Source organism: Paenibacillus herberti (genome assembly GCF_002233675.1).
In the GTDB taxonomy this organism is placed as follows: domain Bacteria; phylum Bacillota; class Bacilli; order Paenibacillales; family Paenibacillaceae; genus Paenibacillus_O; species Paenibacillus_O herberti.
Map to the genome: position 1 here is coordinate 2,274,687 of NZ_NMUQ01000001.1, position 18,503 is coordinate 2,293,189.

20 protein-coding genes and 1 pseudogene are annotated in these 18,503 nt (G+C 51.3%); 4 read left to right on the top strand and 17 right to left on the bottom strand.

The window, feature by feature from the left end:
* Window positions 1–246: 246 nt before the first annotated feature.
* Window positions 247–432, top strand: coding sequence for a hypothetical protein (locus CGZ75_RS24510; RefSeq protein ID WP_141136714.1), 186 nt, complete (start codon window positions 247–249; stop codon window positions 430–432).
* Window positions 433–586: 154 nt separating this feature from the next.
* Here the strand turns inward: CGZ75_RS24510 and nrdR are convergent, their stop codons facing one another.
* Window positions 587–1,054, bottom strand: a complete 468-nt coding sequence (gene nrdR, locus CGZ75_RS10460; RefSeq protein ID WP_089524105.1) for a transcriptional regulator NrdR — start codon at window positions 1,052–1,054, stop codon at window positions 587–589.
* A 155-nt stretch (window positions 1,055–1,209) separates the two neighbouring features.
* Between nrdR and CGZ75_RS10465 the strand changes: the two genes are divergently transcribed.
* Window positions 1,210–1,428, top strand: a complete 219-nt coding sequence (locus tag CGZ75_RS10465; RefSeq protein ID WP_089524106.1) for an alpha/beta-type small acid-soluble spore protein — start codon at window positions 1,210–1,212, stop codon at window positions 1,426–1,428.
* Between the two features lie 163 nt (window positions 1,429–1,591).
* Here CGZ75_RS10465 and CGZ75_RS10470 read toward each other — a convergent pair whose 3' ends face one another.
* The 5 genes from CGZ75_RS10470 to polA form a co-directional block, all read right to left on the bottom strand.
* Window positions 1,592–2,176, bottom strand: coding sequence for a lytic transglycosylase domain-containing protein (locus CGZ75_RS10470; protein ID WP_089524107.1), 585 nt, complete (start codon window positions 2,174–2,176; stop codon window positions 1,592–1,594).
* Window positions 2,173–2,769: a dephospho-CoA kinase gene (gene coaE, locus CGZ75_RS10475; protein ID WP_089524108.1), complete on the bottom strand. Its 597-nt coding sequence runs from the start codon at window positions 2,767–2,769 to the stop codon at window positions 2,173–2,175. Before coaE ends, CGZ75_RS10470 begins: the two co-directional genes overlap by 4 nt.
* A 75-nt stretch (window positions 2,770–2,844) precedes the next feature.
* Complete coding sequence (locus CGZ75_RS10480; RefSeq protein WP_089524109.1) at window positions 2,845–3,693, bottom strand: manganese efflux pump; 849 nt, start codon at window positions 3,691–3,693, stop codon at window positions 2,845–2,847.
* A gap of 118 nt (window positions 3,694–3,811) precedes the next feature.
* Complete coding sequence (gene mutM / locus CGZ75_RS10485; protein ID WP_089524110.1) at window positions 3,812–4,678, bottom strand: DNA-formamidopyrimidine glycosylase; 867 nt, start codon at window positions 4,676–4,678, stop codon at window positions 3,812–3,814.
* Window positions 4,679–5,219: 541 nt separating this feature from the next.
* Window positions 5,220–7,877 (bottom strand): DNA polymerase I, encoded by a 2,658-nt coding sequence (polA, locus tag CGZ75_RS10490; protein WP_089524653.1) that lies wholly within the window; start codon window positions 7,875–7,877, stop codon window positions 5,220–5,222.
* 140 nt (window positions 7,878–8,017) lie between these two features.
* On the opposite strand from polA, the gene CGZ75_RS10495 reads away from it, so the two are divergent.
* Window positions 8,018–8,245 (top strand): hypothetical protein, encoded by a 228-nt coding sequence (locus CGZ75_RS10495; protein WP_089524111.1) that lies wholly within the window; start codon window positions 8,018–8,020, stop codon window positions 8,243–8,245.
* Between the two features lie 95 nt (window positions 8,246–8,340).
* Here the strand turns inward: CGZ75_RS10495 and CGZ75_RS10500 are convergent, their stop codons facing one another.
* The 6 genes and pseudogenes from CGZ75_RS10500 to CGZ75_RS10520 all read right to left on the bottom strand — a co-directional run bounded on the left by CGZ75_RS10500 (window position 8,341) and on the right by CGZ75_RS10520 (window position 13,420).
* Window positions 8,341–8,796: a hypothetical protein gene (locus CGZ75_RS10500; protein WP_089524112.1), complete on the bottom strand. Its 456-nt coding sequence runs from the start codon at window positions 8,794–8,796 to the stop codon at window positions 8,341–8,343.
* A gap of 568 nt (window positions 8,797–9,364) precedes the next feature.
* Complete coding sequence (locus CGZ75_RS10505) at window positions 9,365–9,847, bottom strand: antibiotic biosynthesis monooxygenase (protein ID WP_425436482.1); 483 nt, start codon at window positions 9,845–9,847, stop codon at window positions 9,365–9,367.
* 45 nt (window positions 9,848–9,892) lie between these two features.
* Window positions 9,893–10,270, bottom strand: a pseudogene (locus tag CGZ75_RS25190) (ankyrin repeat domain-containing protein); the annotation flags it as partial.
* Between the two features lie 15 nt (window positions 10,271–10,285).
* The gene (locus CGZ75_RS10510) at window positions 10,286–11,116 is read right to left on the bottom strand and encodes an ABC transporter ATP-binding protein (protein ID WP_089524113.1); all 831 of its coding nucleotides are present in this window, start codon (window positions 11,114–11,116) and stop codon (window positions 10,286–10,288) included.
* Window positions 11,113–12,141: a FecCD family ABC transporter permease gene (locus CGZ75_RS10515; protein ID WP_089524114.1), complete on the bottom strand. Its 1,029-nt coding sequence runs from the start codon at window positions 12,139–12,141 to the stop codon at window positions 11,113–11,115. Before CGZ75_RS10515 ends, CGZ75_RS10510 begins: the two co-directional genes overlap by 4 nt.
* A gap of 1 nt (window position 12,142) precedes the next feature.
* Window positions 12,143–13,420, bottom strand: a complete 1,278-nt coding sequence (locus CGZ75_RS10520) for an ABC transporter substrate-binding protein (RefSeq protein WP_089524115.1) — start codon at window positions 13,418–13,420, stop codon at window positions 12,143–12,145.
* Window positions 13,421–13,639: 219 nt separating this feature from the next.
* Here CGZ75_RS10520 and CGZ75_RS10525 point away from each other — a divergent pair, with 219 nt between their 5' ends.
* Window positions 13,640–14,413 (top strand): glycerophosphodiester phosphodiesterase, encoded by a 774-nt coding sequence (locus CGZ75_RS10525; RefSeq protein ID WP_425436467.1) that lies wholly within the window; start codon window positions 13,640–13,642, stop codon window positions 14,411–14,413.
* Between the two features lie 99 nt (window positions 14,414–14,512).
* Here the strand turns inward: CGZ75_RS10525 and CGZ75_RS10530 are convergent, their stop codons facing one another.
* The 5 genes from CGZ75_RS10530 to pstB (CGZ75_RS10550) form a co-directional block, all read right to left on the bottom strand.
* The gene (locus CGZ75_RS10530) at window positions 14,513–15,133 is read right to left on the bottom strand and encodes a nucleotidyltransferase domain-containing protein (RefSeq protein WP_089524117.1); all 621 of its coding nucleotides are present in this window, start codon (window positions 15,131–15,133) and stop codon (window positions 14,513–14,515) included.
* Between the two features lie 50 nt (window positions 15,134–15,183).
* A complete protein-coding gene (locus CGZ75_RS10535; RefSeq protein ID WP_176444760.1) occupies window positions 15,184–15,750 on the bottom strand; it encodes a nucleotidyltransferase family protein in 567 nt (188 codons plus the stop codon).
* A gap of 442 nt (window positions 15,751–16,192) precedes the next feature.
* A complete protein-coding gene (gene phoU, locus CGZ75_RS10540; RefSeq protein ID WP_089524119.1) occupies window positions 16,193–16,852 on the bottom strand; it encodes a phosphate signaling complex protein PhoU in 660 nt (219 codons plus the stop codon).
* Window positions 16,853–16,878: 26 nt separating this feature from the next.
* Window positions 16,879–17,634 carry a phosphate ABC transporter ATP-binding protein PstB gene (pstB, locus tag CGZ75_RS10545; protein WP_089524120.1) on the bottom strand — a complete coding sequence of 252 codons (756 nt, stop codon included), beginning with the start codon at window positions 17,632–17,634 and terminating at the stop codon, window positions 16,879–16,881.
* A 35-nt stretch (window positions 17,635–17,669) separates the two neighbouring features.
* A complete protein-coding gene (gene pstB / locus CGZ75_RS10550; protein WP_089524121.1) occupies window positions 17,670–18,479 on the bottom strand; it encodes a phosphate ABC transporter ATP-binding protein PstB in 810 nt (269 codons plus the stop codon).
* Between the last annotated feature and the right edge of the window lie 24 nt (window positions 18,480–18,503).

Genomic DNA, 18,503 nt, shown 5'->3' on the forward strand with positions numbered 1-18,503 from the left:
ACGAGCTCATTCTTGCTAAGCCTCATCGCTTGCTCCCGGGCTAGTTTCATGAGATCTCCTCCGTTGTATTCCTTGTTAAGAAGAAGTTCAACATTTCTCACGGAAATTTTTGAAAATTTAAAGGCCCCTCAGCTAAATTTAGAGGGACCTAAGTAGTATCTCCAAAGTACTGATTTGTCTTGAGTCCAATCTTACCATTGCCAATTTGGGTTTTTATGGTAATATATCTCCAAAGGGGTGTTATGAATGAAAAGGGCTAAAGAAACTGATAATTTCCCATATGGCTTAAGTACAGTTTGTTATTTTGAGGTAGATAAAACGGGTGCTGTATCGCAAGTTCATCATAAAAATAAGTCAGATAGACCCAAGGTTTTGGAGGCCTATCAAAGAGCTATGAATAAAACTACGGTATTGTATGCTGTGTGGCCATGAAAACATAGTAGTGATTTGTTTATCATTGATGACCTTGATGCTTTTGCGAAATCATTTAGCTTTATTTGAATAAATCAAAATGAGCCACGGAGAATTTTTTACAAAAATCACAGCAAAAAGCACCCACAGCGGGTGCTTTTTTAACATTCCAACTTTATTTATCCTCCGGATTTTTGGACAACAGATTCGACAGTTCCTTCATAAACATGTCGATGTCCTTGAACTGCCTGTACACCGATGCGAAGCGCACATAGGCGACCTCATCCACGGGATATAACTGCTGCATGACAAGCTCTCCGATGTTGCGGCTCTCCACTTCCGCCTGAGCGGTTGTGCGGAGCTCCTTCTCCACCTCAGAGACGATCTCCTCCAGCCGTTCTACCGGCACAGGACGCTTCTCACAGGCCCGAATAAGACCACGAAGAATCTTGTCCCGGTTAAACTCCTCCCGGCTGCCATCCTTCTTAATAACGATAAGCGGAGTTTCCTCGATCATCTCGAAAGTCGTAAAACGGCGGCTGCAACGCTCACATTCACGGCGCCTGCGGATCGACTTGTCCCCATTGGCGGGGCGAGAATCAAGAACTTTGGTCCCGTTATGCTCACAATAAGGGCATTTCATCCATGTTCCCTCCTTTCCAAACTCATGAACTATTCCTACAAATCCGCTCCCCTTAAGGGCTGGCGGGTATCTGCACAAATTTATCTTTTTCGGGCGTATGAACCTGGCATTTCGGCACATAATACTTTTACCAACCGCGAGGAGGTGAAACAACAATGGCACAGAACAACAACAGCAACAAGCTGGTTGTAACGGGTTCCCATGCAGCCCTGGACCAAATGAAGTTTGAAGTTGCTCAAGAACTCGGTATCGCCATCCCACAAGACGGCTACTATGGCAACTTCACGACTTATGACGCTGGCTCCCTCGGTGGTTACATCACAAAACGTCTGGTAACTATCGGCGAGCAATCCCTTGCAGGTCAATACAAATAATTGACCTCATTCAAGTCATACGGTTATACCGTCCGATAAGACGGTGTACGTATGCAAAGGTAGTACAGGAATCTAGCCGTTAGGCAAAATTCTTGTATGACCAGGGTCCGGAGATCATCCCGAAGCGGATGACCTTCGGGCCTTTTATCTTTTATAACCTCCATTATACATAACTAGACCATTCGGGATAAAGGCTTTTGTACTTTTTGTAATAATAATTGACCCTCTGCACATAATGTCGGGTCTCTCCGTAAGGCACCTGATTAAGCTTCTCGATTGTTCCGTCCCAAACGCCGCTCTTAATCCATTGTCCGACCTTGCCGGGACCGGCATTGTAAGCCGCCACAACAGCGACCGAATTACCCTTGAACTGACTGTCCAACGAGTGGACGTACCAGGACCCGGCCTTGATGCTCTCCTCTGGGCTAGCCATGACGCTATCCCGCGTCATTTTGTTGAACTTAGCCATCTCGATGATCCAGCCTGCCGTATCAGGCATCAGCTGCATAACCCCTCCGGCGCCTCGCCGGGACACTTTATCCGGCTTAAAGTTGGACTCTACCCGGATAATTGCCGCGATTAAGTACGGATCCACCTTTTGCTGAACCGACTCCGCCTCAATGCTGTCCATGTAGGAAATAGGATACATCATTCGCCCCAGCCAATCCGACTTGAGGAAAAGGAGTGCGATAAAACCAGCTAATACAATCAGCAGCACCCTCTTGCGGGCGAGCCATCCCCAGCTCATAAACGGCCCCGATCTGCCAGAAATGAGTCAACCTGGACGCGCGTTTCTTCCTCGCTGCCACTGTTGTCGATGACCCAGTCTGCTCGGAGTTTCTTCTCCTCCAAGTCCATCTGCAAACCGATCCGGCGAAGCGCCTCTTCCCGGTCCATGCCATTCCTCTTGATGAGGCGATCCAGCTGAATTTCAGCAGGCACGTATACGACCATAACACCATCGTAGGCATCATCTTGCCCGGTTTCATACAGTAGTGGAATATCTGCAGCAACAAGTCCGCCTGGCCGCTCCTGCTCTGCTCGATCCATCTCTTCCTTCATATGCCGCCGAATCGCTGGATGCAGGATCGCCTCCAATTGGCGGAGCTTGTCCGGCTGGCCAAATACGATACGCCCTAGAGCAGCTCGATCCAGCTTCCCATCCGAAAGGAGCACCTCTGCTCCAAAGACGTCTACAACTTCGGCAAGCGCCGGTTCACCTGGCAGCACGACCGCTCGAGCAGCCTCATCGGCATCCGACACGAACACTCCCCGCTCCCGAAGCAAGCGGGAGACGGTGCTTTTGCCGCTGGCAATACCGCCCGTCAATCCGATTCTCATTCGTATCATCACCTCCAGCTTCTACTGCAATTCAAATTCCAATATCCCTCCGCGAGGGAGGGATATTTGGGGTTATCACCATAACTTACCAAATCCAATAAAAAGCAGCAGCATTCCAGGCAAAACGCCCAGCAGCTTCATCCGCCTTACCCCGGAAAACCGGAAGCCGAAGCGCATACCAGCGAGTAGGAAAAGACCGCTCGCAAACATGATGCTGATCGCGGTCAGCCATGGCTCAAGACCGACCATCGCCGCGCCAAGGCCGGCTCCAAAAGCATCCAGCGACAACGCTGCACCAAGTAAAAGCGCCTCTCCAGAGCTGATGCTGCCGGAGCTGTCGACATCGGCTGCTTGTGGCGTTCGCAAAATCTGGATAACGAGCCCCAGCTTCTTGATCTCCAGCGTCAGCACCGCAATGGATGGAACCGCATGGTCCGCTTCGGCAGTTATGCCGATAGCAGCCCCACTGCCAGCCCCTCCTGCAGCACCGCTAGTAAACGTACCGCTACTGGCCGCTCCACTGTCGACTGACTTCGTTCTGATCCCATCCAGATGCTCATGTGCCATCATTCCTGGGTCTTCCTTGGGCTGTGTCTGATTCTCTGCCGCAGTATCCGAAGCTTCCGTAGCTATTGAAATGTCGGAAGTTCCGCTACCGCGAGCCTGCTGAAGCAGCGAATAGCTGCCAATGCAGATCAGGATCAGCGCCCCAATCAGCTTAGCGCCCTCCGGTGATACGAATTCGGTCAGCCAAGCTCCCAGGTTCATACTCAGCAAAATTACAACGCCCGAGCATCCCGATATGATAAGCACGGATAACAGCGGAATGCGAATCCGCCTTAATCCATACGTAACTCCGACACCGAATCCGTCCACACTGACGGCAAAGGACAGTAACAGCAGCGGATACAAATGAGCAAGCATCTTAGGGTGGTCCTCCCTGCGTATGACTTTGCTCCATCATATGCAGGGGCTAGGCGTCTGTTCCTATCAGCGGCAGGCAGCAGAGCCTTGACTCAAGCCTGTAAGCTGCCGTCAATGCCTATCGCAAAGGGGCGGAAGCCGCGCTGCGCCGAGCTTTCGGCAGTGGCTGACAAGCACCGCAGTAATGCGTGCCTCGCCCTCCGACTACCGTTTTGATGATGGGATCACCGCAGGAAGGACAAGGCTCATTCTTCCGACCGTACACGAGCAGCTGATGCTGAAACGAGCCCGGATCTCCCTGTCCATTGACATAAGATTTGATCGAGGAGCCGCCTGCCTCCACTGCGCGCTCCAGCGTTGCGCGAATCGAAAGATGCAGCTTACGCCACTGCTCTGGCTTCAGACGGTCGGCCGTCGTCTCCGGATGAATGCCAGCACTATGCAGCGCCTCATCCACATAAATATTGCCAAGCCCCACGATGTATTCCTGATTCAATAACAGCGGCTTAATCTTGCTCGTACGGCTTGCCAGTCGACTGCGCAGCGCTTCCAAGGTGAATTCATCCTCAAGCGGCTCCAGGCCTAGCTTTACCAATGGCGGTTGCCTGAATTCTTCGCCAGACTCGAAAAGATGCATCGTGCCGAATTGGCGTACATCCTTGTAGCGCAACTCCGTTCCATCTGTAAAGCGGAAGCGCACATGTGTATGCTTTTCGACCGGATCATCAGCGGCAAATAGACCGTAACGACCTTCCATCCTCAAATGAGATACCATGACAAGTCCGTCCAGTACAAAACGGATGAATTTGCCGCGACGTTCTACTTTTTCAATTGTATGTCCGGTAAGCGCAGCGGCGAAAACCTCTGGCTCACTTGGTTTTTGGATAATTCGGGGCAGGCTGACCTTAACGGACTGAATTGTTTTGCCTGCAGCGATGATATTCAATGTACGGGTTACCGTTTCTACCTCCGGCAATTCCGGCATAACTGGATCACACCTTTCTCTAGGTGTCTATTATACCGGAGAATAGGCCATTCTGCATGCTGCATATGCTGTCCTTCTGAAACTACTTAGGTACCTATATAGGTAAATGAAAAACGTCCGAATAATCCTGCGCTGTGCAGGATCATCGGGGCGTGCTTCTCCTCTCGATTTGAATGGAATAGGGTTTGAACTCGTCTTTCGTGGGCAAAGCAACTTTTTTTGTACGATTTATCGTACAATATCCAAAATATCAGCACGGCATGCCCACATCAATACGAGATTGACTTGGTGTTACGACTCAGGCCTATCTAACGGGATCTGGTCGTCCGAATAGTACGTCCTAGCTAAATTTAGAGGTACCTAAGTAGTAACGGACTTTTAAAACAATCTCCAAAAGCTCGCTAAGCTAAAAAGCCGCCCACTCCGATTGCCCGGAGGGACGGCCTTGATTACACTCGATGAATGATTACCCGTTGGCATATGGCTCGGAGCAATGATAGTGAGCTCGGTCGCGGTCCTTACCACGCTTTGGCCTCTGCCTTTACTTCGCCTCATACCAGTTGGCGCCGTAACTCACATCGGTTTTGAGCGGCACGTTCAGCTCCAGCGCACTCTCCATCACCTCGGGCACGAGACGTTTCATCGTCTCCAGCTCATCAGGATGAACCTCAAAAACGAGCTCATCATGTACTTGCAGAAGCATACGGGAGCGCAGTCCTTCGGCTTTCAGTCTCGTTTGCATTTTGACCATCGCCAGCTTAATTATGTCTGCTGCTGTACCTTGAATCGGCGTGTTCATCGCCGTGCGCTCCGCAAAAGAGCGTAAGTTGAAGTTTGACGCCCCAATCTCCGGCAAATACCGGCGACGCTCCAGCAGCGTAGTCACATAACCGTCCTGACGCGCCTGCAAAACAATGTCGTCCATATACTTACGCACGCCCTTGAACGCTTCGAAATACTGATCGATAAAACGCGCCGCTTCCTTACGCGTAATATTCAGGTTTTGCGAAAGGCCAAAGTCGCTGATTCCGTACACAATACCGAAGTTAACCGCCTTGGCGGAACGCCTCATATTAGAGTCAACCGCCGATTGTGGCACGCCGAACACATCCATGGCTGTTTTTGTATGGACATCGATATCTTCCGTGAACGCCTCAGTCAGTCCCTCATCCCCAGAAATATGCGCCAGTACACGCAGCTCAATCTGCGAATAGTCAGCCGCCAGAATGAACCAACCCGGCTCTGATGGCACAAATGCCTTACGGATCTTGCGGCCCTCCTCCAGACGGATCGGGATGTTCTGCAAGTTCGGGAACTGACTGCTCAGCCTGCCGGTCGCCGCGATCGTCTGACGGTAATACGTATGGATTTTACCGCTGTCCTGGCGGATTTCCTTGAGCAATCCTTCTACATAAGTCGACTGCAGCTTATGCAGCTGACGGAAATGCAGGATGAGTGGAATGATCTCATGATAAGGCTCCAGCTTTTCGAGCACGTCGGCGTCGGTGGAGAAGCCGGTTTTTGTTTTTTTCATAACGGGCAAGCCAAGCTTGTCAAAAAGAATCTCGCCCAACTGCTTAGGCGAATTAATGTTGAACTCCTGCCCGGCGTGGCGGTAAATCTCTGCCATATCCGCCTTGATTCTGATTTCAAGCTCCGCACCAAGCTGACGGATCGACTCCGCATCAACGGAAATCCCCTGCCGCTCCATGTCGGCAAGCACGCCGGACAGCGGCTGCTCAAGCTCATAGTAGAGATGATTCATGCCTTGCTCTTCCAACTGCTGACGTTGCAGCGGGGCAGCTCCACGCACAGCGTCCGCCTTGGAGGCCAGATGCGCGTACAACGCTTCTTTACCCGGTACTTTGAACTTCGCACCTTTGCCATAAACGGACTCATCCGTTGGCACGGAGGGCAATCCGATGCGCGCGGCGATACCGCTAATCGTCTGATCTGTCGCCGTTGGATCCAATATATAAGCAGCCAGTACGATGTCAAACTCCACGCCCTGCAAGTGAATGCCAAGGCTTATTAAAGCGAGCTCCGCCCGATGCAAATCGCAGCCGATCTTCGGCGCTTGGGAATCGCCAAGCCAAGCCTTGAAGCCTTCGGCGTCAGGGCTCTGTAGCCAATCTGCATCCATCGCATACACGCCTTCTTCAGCAGCGTAAGCAGCTCCGATCAAATGAGCGTGATGCGGATTGTCGCCAATGGCTTCGAGATAAAAAGCTCCGGGCTGCCGCAGCGCGACCTCTAATGCCTCTCGAGCTGCTGTATCGCCGATTTCTACCGGCAGCAAAGTCAGCTCCTTTTGCGGCTCGGAGCTAACAACGCCAGCTGCCGACAGGTTCAGCCGCTCAATCAGCGATTTGAATTCAAGCTTAACGAACACCTCTGCCAGTTCAGCAGGCTCATAACCACCATAGGCAAAATTACCGGTCTCCTCTGCCAACGGCACCTCGCGGAAAATCGTTGCCAGCTTTTTGCTCATCAGCGCCGAATCTTTATTTTCCTCGACCCGCTCCTTCAGCTTGCCCTTGAGCTCGTTCGAGCGCTCCAGCACTTGCTCTACGGTGCCGAATTCATGCAGCAGCTTAAGCGCCGTTTTCTCGCCAACACCGGGAATACCCGGAATGTTATCGGAAGTATCACCCATCAGACCTTTCAGGTCGATGATTTGCAACGGCTCAAGCCCATAACGTTCATGGACGGCAGCGGGATCGTACAGCTCTGTTTCACTGACTCCTTTGCGCGTCAAAGCAATTGTCACCTTATCGGAGGCTAACTGGAGCATATCTTTGTCGCCGCTCACGACGACTGTTTCCACACCCTGCTCGTCCGCAAGACGCGTTAGCGTACCGATGATATCGTCCGCCTCATAACCAGCAAGCTCAAACTGGCGGATGCCGAATCCTTTTACGACTTCTTTAATGAGCGGGAATTGCTCTGACAGCTCGGATGGCGTTTTGTCCCTGGTGCCCTTGTATTCAGCGAAGCTCTCCGTGCGGAACGTCACCTTTCCAGCGTCAAAAGCAACCAGCACATGGGTCGGTTTCTGTTCTTCCAGCACTTTAAGCAGCATCGTCGTGAAACCGAATACGGCATTCGTATGTAATCCGGCCGCGTTCGTCAACGGTGGCATGGCGAAAAAAGCCCGGTAAGCGATGCTGTTGCCATCAATCAATATCCACTTGTCCATTTTGTCCATTGGTGGGCACCTCGTTCTCTACATGGTTGTTCTTATCATACCATATTGATTGGTAAACATCTGAAACCTTAGCGGTCAAATACTCGTATGAATAGTAAATACTGGGATAAACCCACTACTGGAGGATTTTTATGTCAGGTGCTTCAATTTTCGGATTCGGCGTGCTCTTTTTCATGTTATTTCTGATCGTAATTCAAATCGTCATTTGCGTTTGGGGCTATCGAGATGCCAAGAGCCGAGGTTACAGCAACGAATTTGCTCTGCTCGTCCTGATCGCATTGCTATTTTTCCCAGTGCTTGGACTTATCATTTATTTGATCATTCGGAGCGATCCCAATGACCGGTTTAAGCGGTATTAATCAGTTTGGATTAACATTCGATGATTGAACAAAGAAAAAAGAGGCATCCCACTAACACGTTGGGTTGCCTCTTTGCGTATCTGCTCAAGTATTTGTCAGCTAATCGTCAAACGTTTGTACGCAACTTCGCTATATACACTCCAACTTAGCGCTGTATCCGTTGAGATGTCTGTAAATGATTCTGAGATACCACCGTTTCCTCCTTTAAATATGCGAAGCGTGAATCGGAAGTACCCGGCGTTAGTGCCGTCTGCTCTGAGCACATCATAAGTGACTGTACCTCTGTAAGTCGAATTTCCTCCTGAAGACGGAGCTTGCATGCGGTATTGGTTTAGTCCATCAAATGGATTCAGAGTTCTGGATGGGGTAGGTTCCGGTGCGCGTCCAGTGATACTTCTGACAACAAGAGTGGAGCTGCTGTTGTTAACCACGTCGAATAGACGAGTAACTAGAATAGAGGATGGGTCATCCTCCAGTTGGCCGAAAGAAAAGGTTTTGGTAACAATAACCAACAGTATAAATAGAACTAAAATAACACCGACTGCTTTCATGGTGATTTCCTCCTTTCAAATGACTTAATTGCCCTTCTATAAACATAGTATTCAAAAGAAGGAGAACGGGACTCTTGCAATCATCACGGTAGAATATCAAAAGAGGCTGATGGTCGCCCACCAGCCGTAACTTCCCTCTCCACTAACTGAATTTCTAGCGCAGGAAGAGACTCGGAGACCCTAACGGATCTGAGAAGCGCTATTTGACCGGAAATGATGGAATGGAGATTGTAACGGAACTGAGAAGCGTTATTCCCAGGTAGTATCGACTTTTCAGGCCTCAGGGGTCAAATAAGCTCTCTCAATTCCGTTAGCTCAGAAAACGAGCCCATCTGCCATGAATAACGCTTCTAGGTTCCGTTAGCGATAGGCGCGCCATCTTGCATCACCAGCGCTAGGCGAGCACTCGGCCTGGAGCTGAACGGATGGGGGCCATCTGTCCGCTAAATTATCAGCATTCTAGTGCCCCTCTCGCCTATATAGAAAAAAGAAAAGGATAGAGTCTCAGATATCCATCTGAAAACTCTATCCTTTACTACGGCCTTATTACACTGTCGGCCGCTATTAATTAAGCATGCTCTGCCGCTGCCGTTTCCGGCAAATGGGAAGCTGCTACCCGGTAGATCGTCACGTTGTTGCCGATGACCGGTCCGGCACCTTCTCCGCCCGCTGGACGTCCATGCGCGGAGCCATGTCCGTGGCCGCCTGCCGCAGGGGTCGAAGCACCAGCGCTGTTTTTCGAAGATGCTTGTTCTCCGTGTGCAGCAGGTTTGTTCTCAGAACGGGACTGCTCCGACGGTGCTTCAGTTGATTCTGGACGGCGAGCATGCGCACCTCGGAAGGAATCGCTGGATGCCCAAGCTTCAAAGTCAGCCTTGGAGCGCCAAGTCGTGCATACACGAATCTCCTCTTCGGTATCCGACAGCTTGCCATGGAGCACATCCATGCGGATGAAACCTTCGAAGGTATGTACATTTTTCGGCTTTGCGAAGCGCTCTAACACCGCTTCTGCATATCCCGCTTTAACAAGAATGCGATTCTCGATAAGCACTGGATCTTCCGATTCTGCAGGCTTTCCTTCATTTAAAAGGTCTTTAATATAAGCTGCAACATGAGCCGCTTCAGGACCGCCCATCAGCGCATGCTGCTGCAGCGTAATGCCATGTGGACCTTTTGCGTGCAGCTGGGACGGATGGCGCTCAAGCACCGATCGTACCAATTCTAGCTCGCCGAGCATCGCTGCTCCGAACAGATCAAGCCGCGCGCCTTGCTCCAGCAGCCAGTTCAAAATATCCTTGCGTCCGGTATGAGCAGCAGCTCCCGCTGCCGTTTCCCAGTCGCCGCCGCCCCAGTTCATCGCTGCATGAAGCAGCCCAGGCTCTTCCTTCAATAACTCCTGTACCCGATCGAGGTCGCTATGTGCAGCTCCTACAAATGCTCTGACTAACTCCGGATTTAATGCTTTCTCTGACATCTAATTATCCTCCAATTAACTCATTATTTCCTGCAGGTTGGGCTGTTCCTTATGCAACTGTTTGAGTGAAACGGAGCGCTCCGCCTGAAAGCTTGGGATACCGTCTACGATACGGATCGTCCCCTCCACGCCGAACACTTCCCGGAAAAAAGAAGCTGTAAACAGCTCAAGCGGCCTGCCCTGCGCGGCAACCTTTCCATCCTTGACGGCTATGAGTCGGTCGCAATAACGCGCGGCTTGGTTCAAATCATGGAGTACCGTTACAACGGTAATACCTTCATCACGATTGAGCCCCCGCACCAGTTCCATCAACTCAAGCTGATGAGCAATGTCCAGGTAAGTGGCCGGCTCATCCAGCAACAGCACAGACGGTGTCTGGGCAATAGCCATGGCGAGCCATGCCCGCTGCCTTTCCCCACCCGACAGCGCGGGCAGCTGGCGATGCTGAAGTTCTTCAAGCGAAGCAGCGGAAATCGCCCAGTCTACGATGCGTTCATGAGCTTCTGCAGTGCCGTCCTGGTACCATTTTAAATGGGGATGGCGTCCCTTACGAATGAGCTCGCGCACGGTCACCTCTAGCAGGGACTCTTGAGTCTGCGCCAGCATCGCGATGCGCCTTGCCGCTTCTTTAGGCGGAATTGTCGCAAGATCGGCTCCATCCAACAGCGCCTTGCCGCCATGCGGCTTGACCAGACGGGCCAGCATGCGAAGCACCGTTGATTTACCAGATCCATTCGGCCCGATAATACCTACCCACTCTCCGGGATTCACGCTCAGATCAATTCCATGCACAACGGGGTGATCCCCGTAGCTTAGCTTCAGCGTCTCTCCTGAAATTCGGCTCATTGCTTGGCCCCCTTCCGAAGCAGATAGAGGAAGATTGGCGCCCCGAACAGCGCGAGCAGAATGCCAACCGGGAATTCAATTGGATCAAACAGCGTACGAGCGGCTGTGTCAGCAAAAGTGACCAGTGCAGCCCCGCCGAGTGCCGATACCGGCATCAGGATGCGGTAGTCAGCTCCGACCAGAAGGCGAGCAATATGCGGCACGACTAGTCCGACAAACCCGACCATACCGGCCTGGCTAATCGCCGAGCCTGCTAAGAAAGCAGCGACCGCGACGATGATCAGACGATACATCTCAACGCGCACCCCGAGTAGCTTAGCAGCATCATCACCGAGTGCAAGTAAGTTAGCCGGTTTGATAAGCAGCAACGCGGCAAGCAGTCCTGCCAGCGTATAAGGCAGCAGCGTGTCCGCATGCGGCCAGCTTCTGCCGTTCAAGCTGCCACTCATCCAAGGCAGTACGGACTGAACCTTTTCACTATTCAAAATCATCAATGCAGACATCGCGGCTCCGAGCAGCGAATTGACCGCCACCCCGGCCAAAATCAGTCGAATCGGAGACGCTCCACCTTTCCAGGCTAGCAGATAGATGACTGCGCTTGCTACTAGTGCGCCGAGGAATGCAGCGGCAGGAAGCAGCGCGATCTGCACGGGGAACAGGATCATGATCGTCACAGCGGCAACGCCCCCACCAGCCGAGACGCCAATAATGCCGGGATCGGACAGCGGATTACGGAACACACCTTGTAGCAATGCTCCGGACAATCCGAGACAACAACCGACCATAAGCCCGGTCAACACACGCGGCAATCGCAGATTCCAGACAATCTGCCACGCTTCCGTGTCGGTTCGGTGCAGCAAAGCGTTCCAAACCTCGCTTACTGGAATCCGAATGGATCCCAGTGCGAGGCCGAACAATACGCTTGCCAGCAGCAGTCCGGCTGTCGTTCCGAGCACGATCAGATTACGTGCCGCTGCCGGCCGCCGCGACCGCTTCAGCTCGGCCGGCGACAGAACAGCCGCCATATTATTTCACCTGCAGAAGAAGCTTGTTGATCGTTTTGATCGCTTCAGGAGCGCGAATGCCTGGGTTAGCTGCAAACAGTTCCGACGGAAGCACTTCGAAGCTGTCATCCTTAACTGCGTTCAGGTTTTTCCAAACTGGATTGTTCTCAAATTCTTTCTTGAACGATGCCTTTACTTCAGCTGCATCACCGTGGGTAATCAGCAGAATCAGGTCAGGATTAGAAGCAACGATCCGCTCCATGCTGAGCTCCGAGTACTGTGGCATTTTGTCCATTTTCGGGAATTTTGCCGCTACGTTTTGGCCGCCAGCAAGCTCCAAGAAGTTACCAGGATAGCTGGTTGGGAGTGCTACGACAAAGCTGCCAGGAGCTCCGTATACGATGAGCGTTTTTGGCTTCTTAGCAGGCTTTTTCAAGCTGCTTACCGTGCGGTCCATAGTAGCAATCAGTTGCTCTGCTTTGCTCTCGTTACCCAGCAGTTTGCCGTACAGTCGGGCAGAAGACTTGATATCGTTATAGGTATTATGGGAGTTAAACAGAACTTGAGCGCCGAGCTTTTCCATCGTAGCTTTTTGGCTCATCAGCGATGGTCCAGCAATAATCAGATCCGGTTTAACCGATGCCAACTTCTCGAACAGAACGCCATGCGTGCTGCCAACTTCAACAGCGGATGCCGCTGCAGGCGGGTTAACTTTACCCATTGCCGTTGGACGGCCGACTACCGTGCCACCAAGTGCATAGATCATTTCCGTATCAGAGGAGGAAAGAGTTACGATGCGTTGTGGACGTTTATTCAGTGTAAAAGAGCCTGTGCTCGTTTTCAGCGTCAGCTTGCTGTTAATTGCAACTGTGCGGCTAGCGCCAGACCAGTTAACCCACTTACCGAAAGCTTCCGTCAACAATCGGAGCGGTACGAAGGTTTTACCGTTTTGAATAACTGGAGCTGCATCCAGCGTAGTTGCTTTGTTGTTTATGTAAGCCGTTTTTGATCCAACCGTCAGCTTAACTTTGACACTACCGCTCGTCGCAAAAACCGACTTGGTCGCGCTGCTCCAGGAAGCAGTACCTCCCAGCGATTTAATGATGGAACTGTATGGAACGAGTGTGCGACCGCTGACCATAATCGGCGATGCATCGAGAGCTAGTGATTTTCCGTCGAGCGTTACTTTGATCGATGCGGATGCTGCATTGACCTTTGAAGAAGCTAGCGTCCCTGCACCAGAAGTGACAAGCAAAGCTGCGGCTGCAGCCGAAAGAATCCATTTTTTACTGCGGAACATAGAAAAATTACCCCCTGCGCTTATTAATAATGAGAATCAATATCATTCGCATCACCAATAATAGTGATAACGATTATCATTGTCAATAGAATTTTATTTTTGTTTATTTTTCCGCGAACATGAGCCTTTTGCGCCACTTGGACAGCATTTGGAATGTCGTCTCGTCTATACTAATTAAAAGAGGTAAATGGTGGAATTTCGCCTACTAAATTGGGGAAGGTGAACAGCTTGAGAAATGCTCAACAAACACGAGTCATTGGCCACAGGGGAGCTGCTGGAGAAGCGCCTGAGAACACGCTTGCTAGCTTCCGCCTCGCAGCAGATCAAGGAGCGGATATGGTTGAGTTGGACGTTCATCTGTCGGCTGATGGTAAGCTCATCGTATGCCATGATGAAACGCTGGACCGGACATCTGACCAAACAGGCGCAATTCGCGACCTAACAGAATACGCCATCCGTAATGCCGACGCAGGCAACTGGTTCTCTTCCGACTTTTCTGGTGAGCGAATTCCTTTATTGGAAGAAGTATACGAAGCGTTGCCGGATTCCATGGAAATAAATGTAGAGGTCAAGGATGCAGCCGGAAGCGCGCTCGACCCTGTTTTGTTGGGCTTCTTACGCGAGGACGGCCGCTTGGAGCGTACCATCGTTTCTTCCTTCGACCACAAGCTGCTCGTGCGATTGAAGCAGGCTGAGCCGAAGCTGCGCATCGGCCTGCTCTATGCGGCTGATCTTATTGATCACGCGGGCTACGCCGCTGGACTGAACGTTGAGGTCTATTCGCTGCATCCTTTTCATGAGTTGATTGGAGCGAGGGATACGTCCGATGCGGTCACAAGCGGACTCGCGGTATATCCTTACACCGCCAATAGGCCTGAGCAATGGCAGCGGCTGCTGGAGCTTGGAGTTAGCGGTATTATTACCGACTATCCCGGGGAATTGAGGAATTATCTTATCCAGAAGGAAGGGACGGCCGCTAGAAGATCGGAATAATGGGTCCGTTGCGCTGCGCCAAAGACGGAACATAGGAATGCTTTTGAGCTCGGGGGCTTTACCGGTTGCAGCCTTTGGCCGGGCTATTTTTTCACGTAGCTATCTTGAACGATATGATTTAATAACTTCCGTCCAAGGATGTCCTTGGGGAAATTGTGTTTGCAGAGAAAAGCTGAGCCATTGCCTTTCCTCTCCTATCAGATGCGGCAGGATACGTTCAAAGTCCAACTGATCCTTTTCTCTAATTTCGGTGCTTCCGCCTTTATAGAGGAGCTGTAGCTCTGGCTTTAAATAAGGAGTGCCTTCGGTTGTGAAGGCTCGGATATCGGTCCAATTGCGACGAATGGAACGCTCTCGCCTATAAACCCATTCGTCCTGTTCCCGGTCTATAATCATGAGTTGGAACGCCCACGGCGAATTTTCATCTTTACAAACCCAAATATCTTTTGTCGTTGCCAAATATTCTCCCGGTTCTCTGACACTCAGCTTGCCACTTTCCGCCTTATAGATGAGCCAGTCCTGAGACAGACGATCAAATACGGCTTCCTGCTCATCCCGAAAAAAGACGATATCCGTATCGCTATGTTTCCTCGTCTGATGACCGATATGAAGGTCCAGCGCCCAGCCTCCTGCGATCGCCCACCACACAGGAATCGGGTCAAATAAATCACGCACCTCCGCTACCGTTATAGGTGTCCAGTTCGAATAATCTGTACGCATGAAAACCTCCTTTGCCATTCTCGACCTTTGTCTGCTTGTCCTATTTTAATCTACCGCACAACCTTAACTTTCGGCCAAGTGTTTTTCCAGTTTTTTTGCCTGATGCGCCTATCAAAAATGTCCATTCTCTCCTCCACTTCACGGAAATAAGGAGTTGGAGTCAATTCCATGTTCAGTACCGCTTCGAGTCCGCAAGGAGCGGCCAAAACAACTTGATCCCGGTCATTTAAAGCAAGTCCGAGCGCCGTTGCCGATTCAGGGAATTTAGAAATCGCATCTACAGTGGAGATGTATGGCGGAAAGTTATTTTTAAGATGCATGCGAGCCTCGTTTTTTACTGACCATGGTATGCCCGGCCTCATTCGGAGAAGACGGTTTTCCAATTCCTTTTCCACCGACTCGTCCACATTGCCGGGATCAAAATAAACGACATCAACATCACCCAAAGGAGTTCTTACCGTATATCCATGCAAAACATCCCAAATCTTCGACCGTACAAACCCTGCACATACCATCCAATCGGGCAACTCCAGCGACTGAGCCGTCCGCAATATGTCCATCATCCACTCGTCCTGTTCTACCAATTCAATGATGTCCTGCTCACCTGTTACTCTCAAGCTCCGCCGCCCCTTTACGAACATATATTCCTATTATAAACGCTAAAATAAAAATGGGAAGATTTTCTTTTTGAGCTCCAGAAAATCTTCCCCGTTGCACTAACTAGTCGTTGCCTTTGCAAGCTGTACGCCTACTGTAACGGAACTGAGAAGCCTTATTTCAGCAAAATGGACTCTTTTCTGCGCTAACGGATCTGAGAGAGCTTATTTGACCCTGGGGGCCTGAAAAAGTCGATATTATCTGGGAATAACGCTTCTCAGACAATTTCATCATTTCCGGCCATATAGCGCTTCTCAGGTCCGTTACAGCATCATCGTTCCGGTTTCGCTCAAAATCCAGTTAGTTTTAAGGGGCGTTTCGGTCACTGCGTGCGGATTGTTCGGCTGTCAAAACAGCACAAAAAAGCCCGCCGTATCCCTCACAGCGGGCAATCACCATTCATTAAGCGTTCAAATCCGGGCGTTTGCCCGTAACGAGATAGGCGACACTCTCGCCGATGTTCGTAGCGTGATCGGCAATCCGCTCGATATAACGGCCAACGAAGCTGAGCAGCATCGATTGGTTGATCGTTTTCGGGTCGCCGACCATGAGCGAGAATAGCTCGCGGATAATTCCCGAATAAAGCGCGTCAACCTCATCGTCATCCTTGGCCATTTTGTAGGCCAGGTCGACGTTTTCCTGCACATAAGATTGAATCGATTCAAAAATCATCGTCTGCACGATTTCGGACATCCGCGGCAGATCGATTAGTGGCTTGATAAGCGTCTGGCCTTCTAGGCGCATAACTACTTTGGCGATGTCGACGGACAGATCGCCCATGCGCTCCAGATCGCCGGAGATGCGAAACGCGACCAAGATTCGGCGTAAATCCTTTGCCACCGGCTGTTGCGTAGCGATCAGCTTAGAACCAAGCTCTGTTATTTTTTCCTCAAGACGGTTGAGCTCAGGGTCTTGTTTGATAATCTCGGCTGCTTCCTTAGCGTCCACCGTCATTAGGGCATGCATGGATTTGGCTAGGGCCGACTCCACATGGTCACCCATCTCCTGGAGCATCTTATTCAGCTGATCCAGTCCCTCGTCAAGCTCCTTGCGTTTAATCATGCAGCTTCTCCCCTCTCCTCCGGCGGTTAACCGAAGCGTCCCGTAATATAGTCTTCCGTTCTTGCATCAACCGGAGTGGAGAACAGCTTCTCCGTTTCATCCGCCTCCACAAGCTCGCCGTTCAGGAAAAAGACGGTTCGATCCGACACACGAGCTGCCTGATGCATATTGTGCGTCACCATGACGATCGTGTAGTCCTGTTTAAGCTCGCGGACAAGCTCTTCAATCTTAAGCGTTGAGAGCGGGTCAAGGGCGGAAGTCGCTTCATCCATGAGCAGCACATCCGGCTCCACTGCAAGCGCGCGAGCGATACAGAGGCGCTGCTGTTGACCGCCAGACAGGCTGAGAGCCGACTTATTGAGCAGATCCTTGACTTCCTCCCACAGCGAAGCGCCGCGCAGGCTGCGCTCTACGATCTCATTCAGCCGAGCTTTATCCCGAATGCCATGCAGGCGAGGACCATAGGCTACGTTGTCGAAGATCGACTTTGGAAAAGGATTCGGCTGCTGAAACACCATACCTACCCGTTTGCGCAGCGTCTCAACTTCTGTGTCCGCGCCGTAAATGTCCTGGCCGTCCAGCTTAACGCTACCATCGATTCGCACACCGGGAACGAGATCATTCATCCGGTTGAGCGTACGCAGAAACGTCGATTTACCGCAGCCCGATGGACCGATGAAGGCCGTAATTGTCCGCTCGGGAATATCAAGCTTCATCTCTTTAAGGGCGTGGAACTCACCGTAATGCAGATTCAAGCGGTCAATCTCCATGATCTGTTTCATTGCTTTCCCCTTCTCCCCCATGCGTCTGAATGTGATTAGCCGAAGCGTCCCGAGATATAGTCATCGGTTTGCTTGTTCTCCGGATTGGTAAAGATGATGTTTGTATCGTTGTGTTCGATCAGATTGCCCATATAGAAAAAGGCCGTTTTATCCGAAACGCGTGCCGCCTGATGCATGTTATGCGTCACGATAACGATGCAGAATTCCTGCTTCAGCTCGGAGATCAGCTCCTCGATCTTCGCGGTTGATACCGGGTCAAGCGCAGATGCCGGCTCATCCATCAGCAGAATTTCCGGCTGGACGGAGAGCGCGCGAGCGATACATAACCGCTGCTGCTGGCCGCCGGAGAGGGCAAGCGCCGATTGATGCAGACGATCCTTCGTTTCCTCCCAGAGCGCAGTGCGGCGCAAGCAGGATTCCACAATCTCATTGAGCTCTTTCTTGTTTTTGATGCCGTGGTAGCGAGGACCAAAAGCGATATTCTCGTAGATCGACTTGTAAAACGGGTTTGGCTTCTGCCAAACCATACCGATCCGCTGGCGCAGCGTGACGACATCCGTTCCTGGAGCATTGATATCTTCTCCATCAAGCCAGATGCTGCCTTTCATACTCGCGCTTGCGATCGTGTCATTCATCCGATTGAGGCTTCGCAAAAAAGTGGATTTACCGCAGCCGGAAGGGCCGATCAGCGCAGTTACGCTGCTTGGAGCAAAGCTCAGGTCCACTTTTTTGACGGCTTCTTTGTCACTGTAAAATATGCTCAGCTGCTCCGCAGCCAGGGCGGCGCCGCCGCCGGGTTGTGTGCTTGCTCCGGCGGAGCTGATAGATGGGGCTGCAATTGCCATGTCATTGACCTCCTGGTTGTCGGA

Excerpts from the sequence above, each read along its gene's own strand:
- CGZ75_RS24510 (WP_141136714.1), top strand. The coding sequence starts at position 247 with ATGAAAAGGGCTAAAGAAACTGATAATTTCCCATATGGCTTAAGTACA.
- nrdR (WP_089524105.1), bottom strand. The coding sequence starts at position 1,054 with ATGAAATGCCCTTATTGTGAGCATAACGGGACCAAAGTTCTTGATTCT.
- CGZ75_RS10465 (WP_089524106.1), top strand. The coding sequence starts at position 1,210 with ATGGCACAGAACAACAACAGCAACAAGCTGGTTGTAACGGGTTCCCAT.
- CGZ75_RS10470 (WP_089524107.1), bottom strand. The coding sequence starts at position 2,176 with ATGAGCTGGGGATGGCTCGCCCGCAAGAGGGTGCTGCTGATTGTATTA.
- coaE (WP_089524108.1), bottom strand. The coding sequence starts at position 2,769 with ATGAGAATCGGATTGACGGGCGGTATTGCCAGCGGCAAAAGCACCGTC.
- CGZ75_RS10480 (WP_089524109.1), bottom strand. The coding sequence starts at position 3,693 with ATGCTTGCTCATTTGTATCCGCTGCTGTTACTGTCCTTTGCCGTCAGT.
- mutM (WP_089524110.1), bottom strand. The coding sequence starts at position 4,678 with ATGCCGGAATTGCCGGAGGTAGAAACGGTAACCCGTACATTGAATATC.
- polA (WP_089524653.1), bottom strand. The coding sequence starts at position 7,877 with ATGGACAAGTGGATATTGATTGATGGCAACAGCATCGCTTACCGGGCT.
- CGZ75_RS10495 (WP_089524111.1), top strand. The coding sequence starts at position 8,018 with ATGTCAGGTGCTTCAATTTTCGGATTCGGCGTGCTCTTTTTCATGTTA.
- CGZ75_RS10500 (WP_089524112.1), bottom strand. The coding sequence starts at position 8,796 with ATGAAAGCAGTCGGTGTTATTTTAGTTCTATTTATACTGTTGGTTATT.
- CGZ75_RS10510 (WP_089524113.1), bottom strand. The coding sequence starts at position 11,116 with ATGAGCCGAATTTCAGGAGAGACGCTGAAGCTAAGCTACGGGGATCAC.
- CGZ75_RS10515 (WP_089524114.1), bottom strand. The coding sequence starts at position 12,141 with ATGGCGGCTGTTCTGTCGCCGGCCGAGCTGAAGCGGTCGCGGCGGCCG.
- CGZ75_RS10520 (WP_089524115.1), bottom strand. The coding sequence starts at position 13,420 with ATGTTCCGCAGTAAAAAATGGATTCTTTCGGCTGCAGCCGCAGCTTTG.
- CGZ75_RS10530 (WP_089524117.1), bottom strand. The coding sequence starts at position 15,133 with ATGCGTACAGATTATTCGAACTGGACACCTATAACGGTAGCGGAGGTG.
- phoU (WP_089524119.1), bottom strand. The coding sequence starts at position 16,852 with ATGATTAAACGCAAGGAGCTTGACGAGGGACTGGATCAGCTGAATAAG.
- pstB (WP_089524120.1), bottom strand. The coding sequence starts at position 17,634 with ATGAAACAGATCATGGAGATTGACCGCTTGAATCTGCATTACGGTGAG.
- pstB (WP_089524121.1), bottom strand. The coding sequence starts at position 18,479 with ATGGCAATTGCAGCCCCATCTATCAGCTCCGCCGGAGCAAGCACACAA.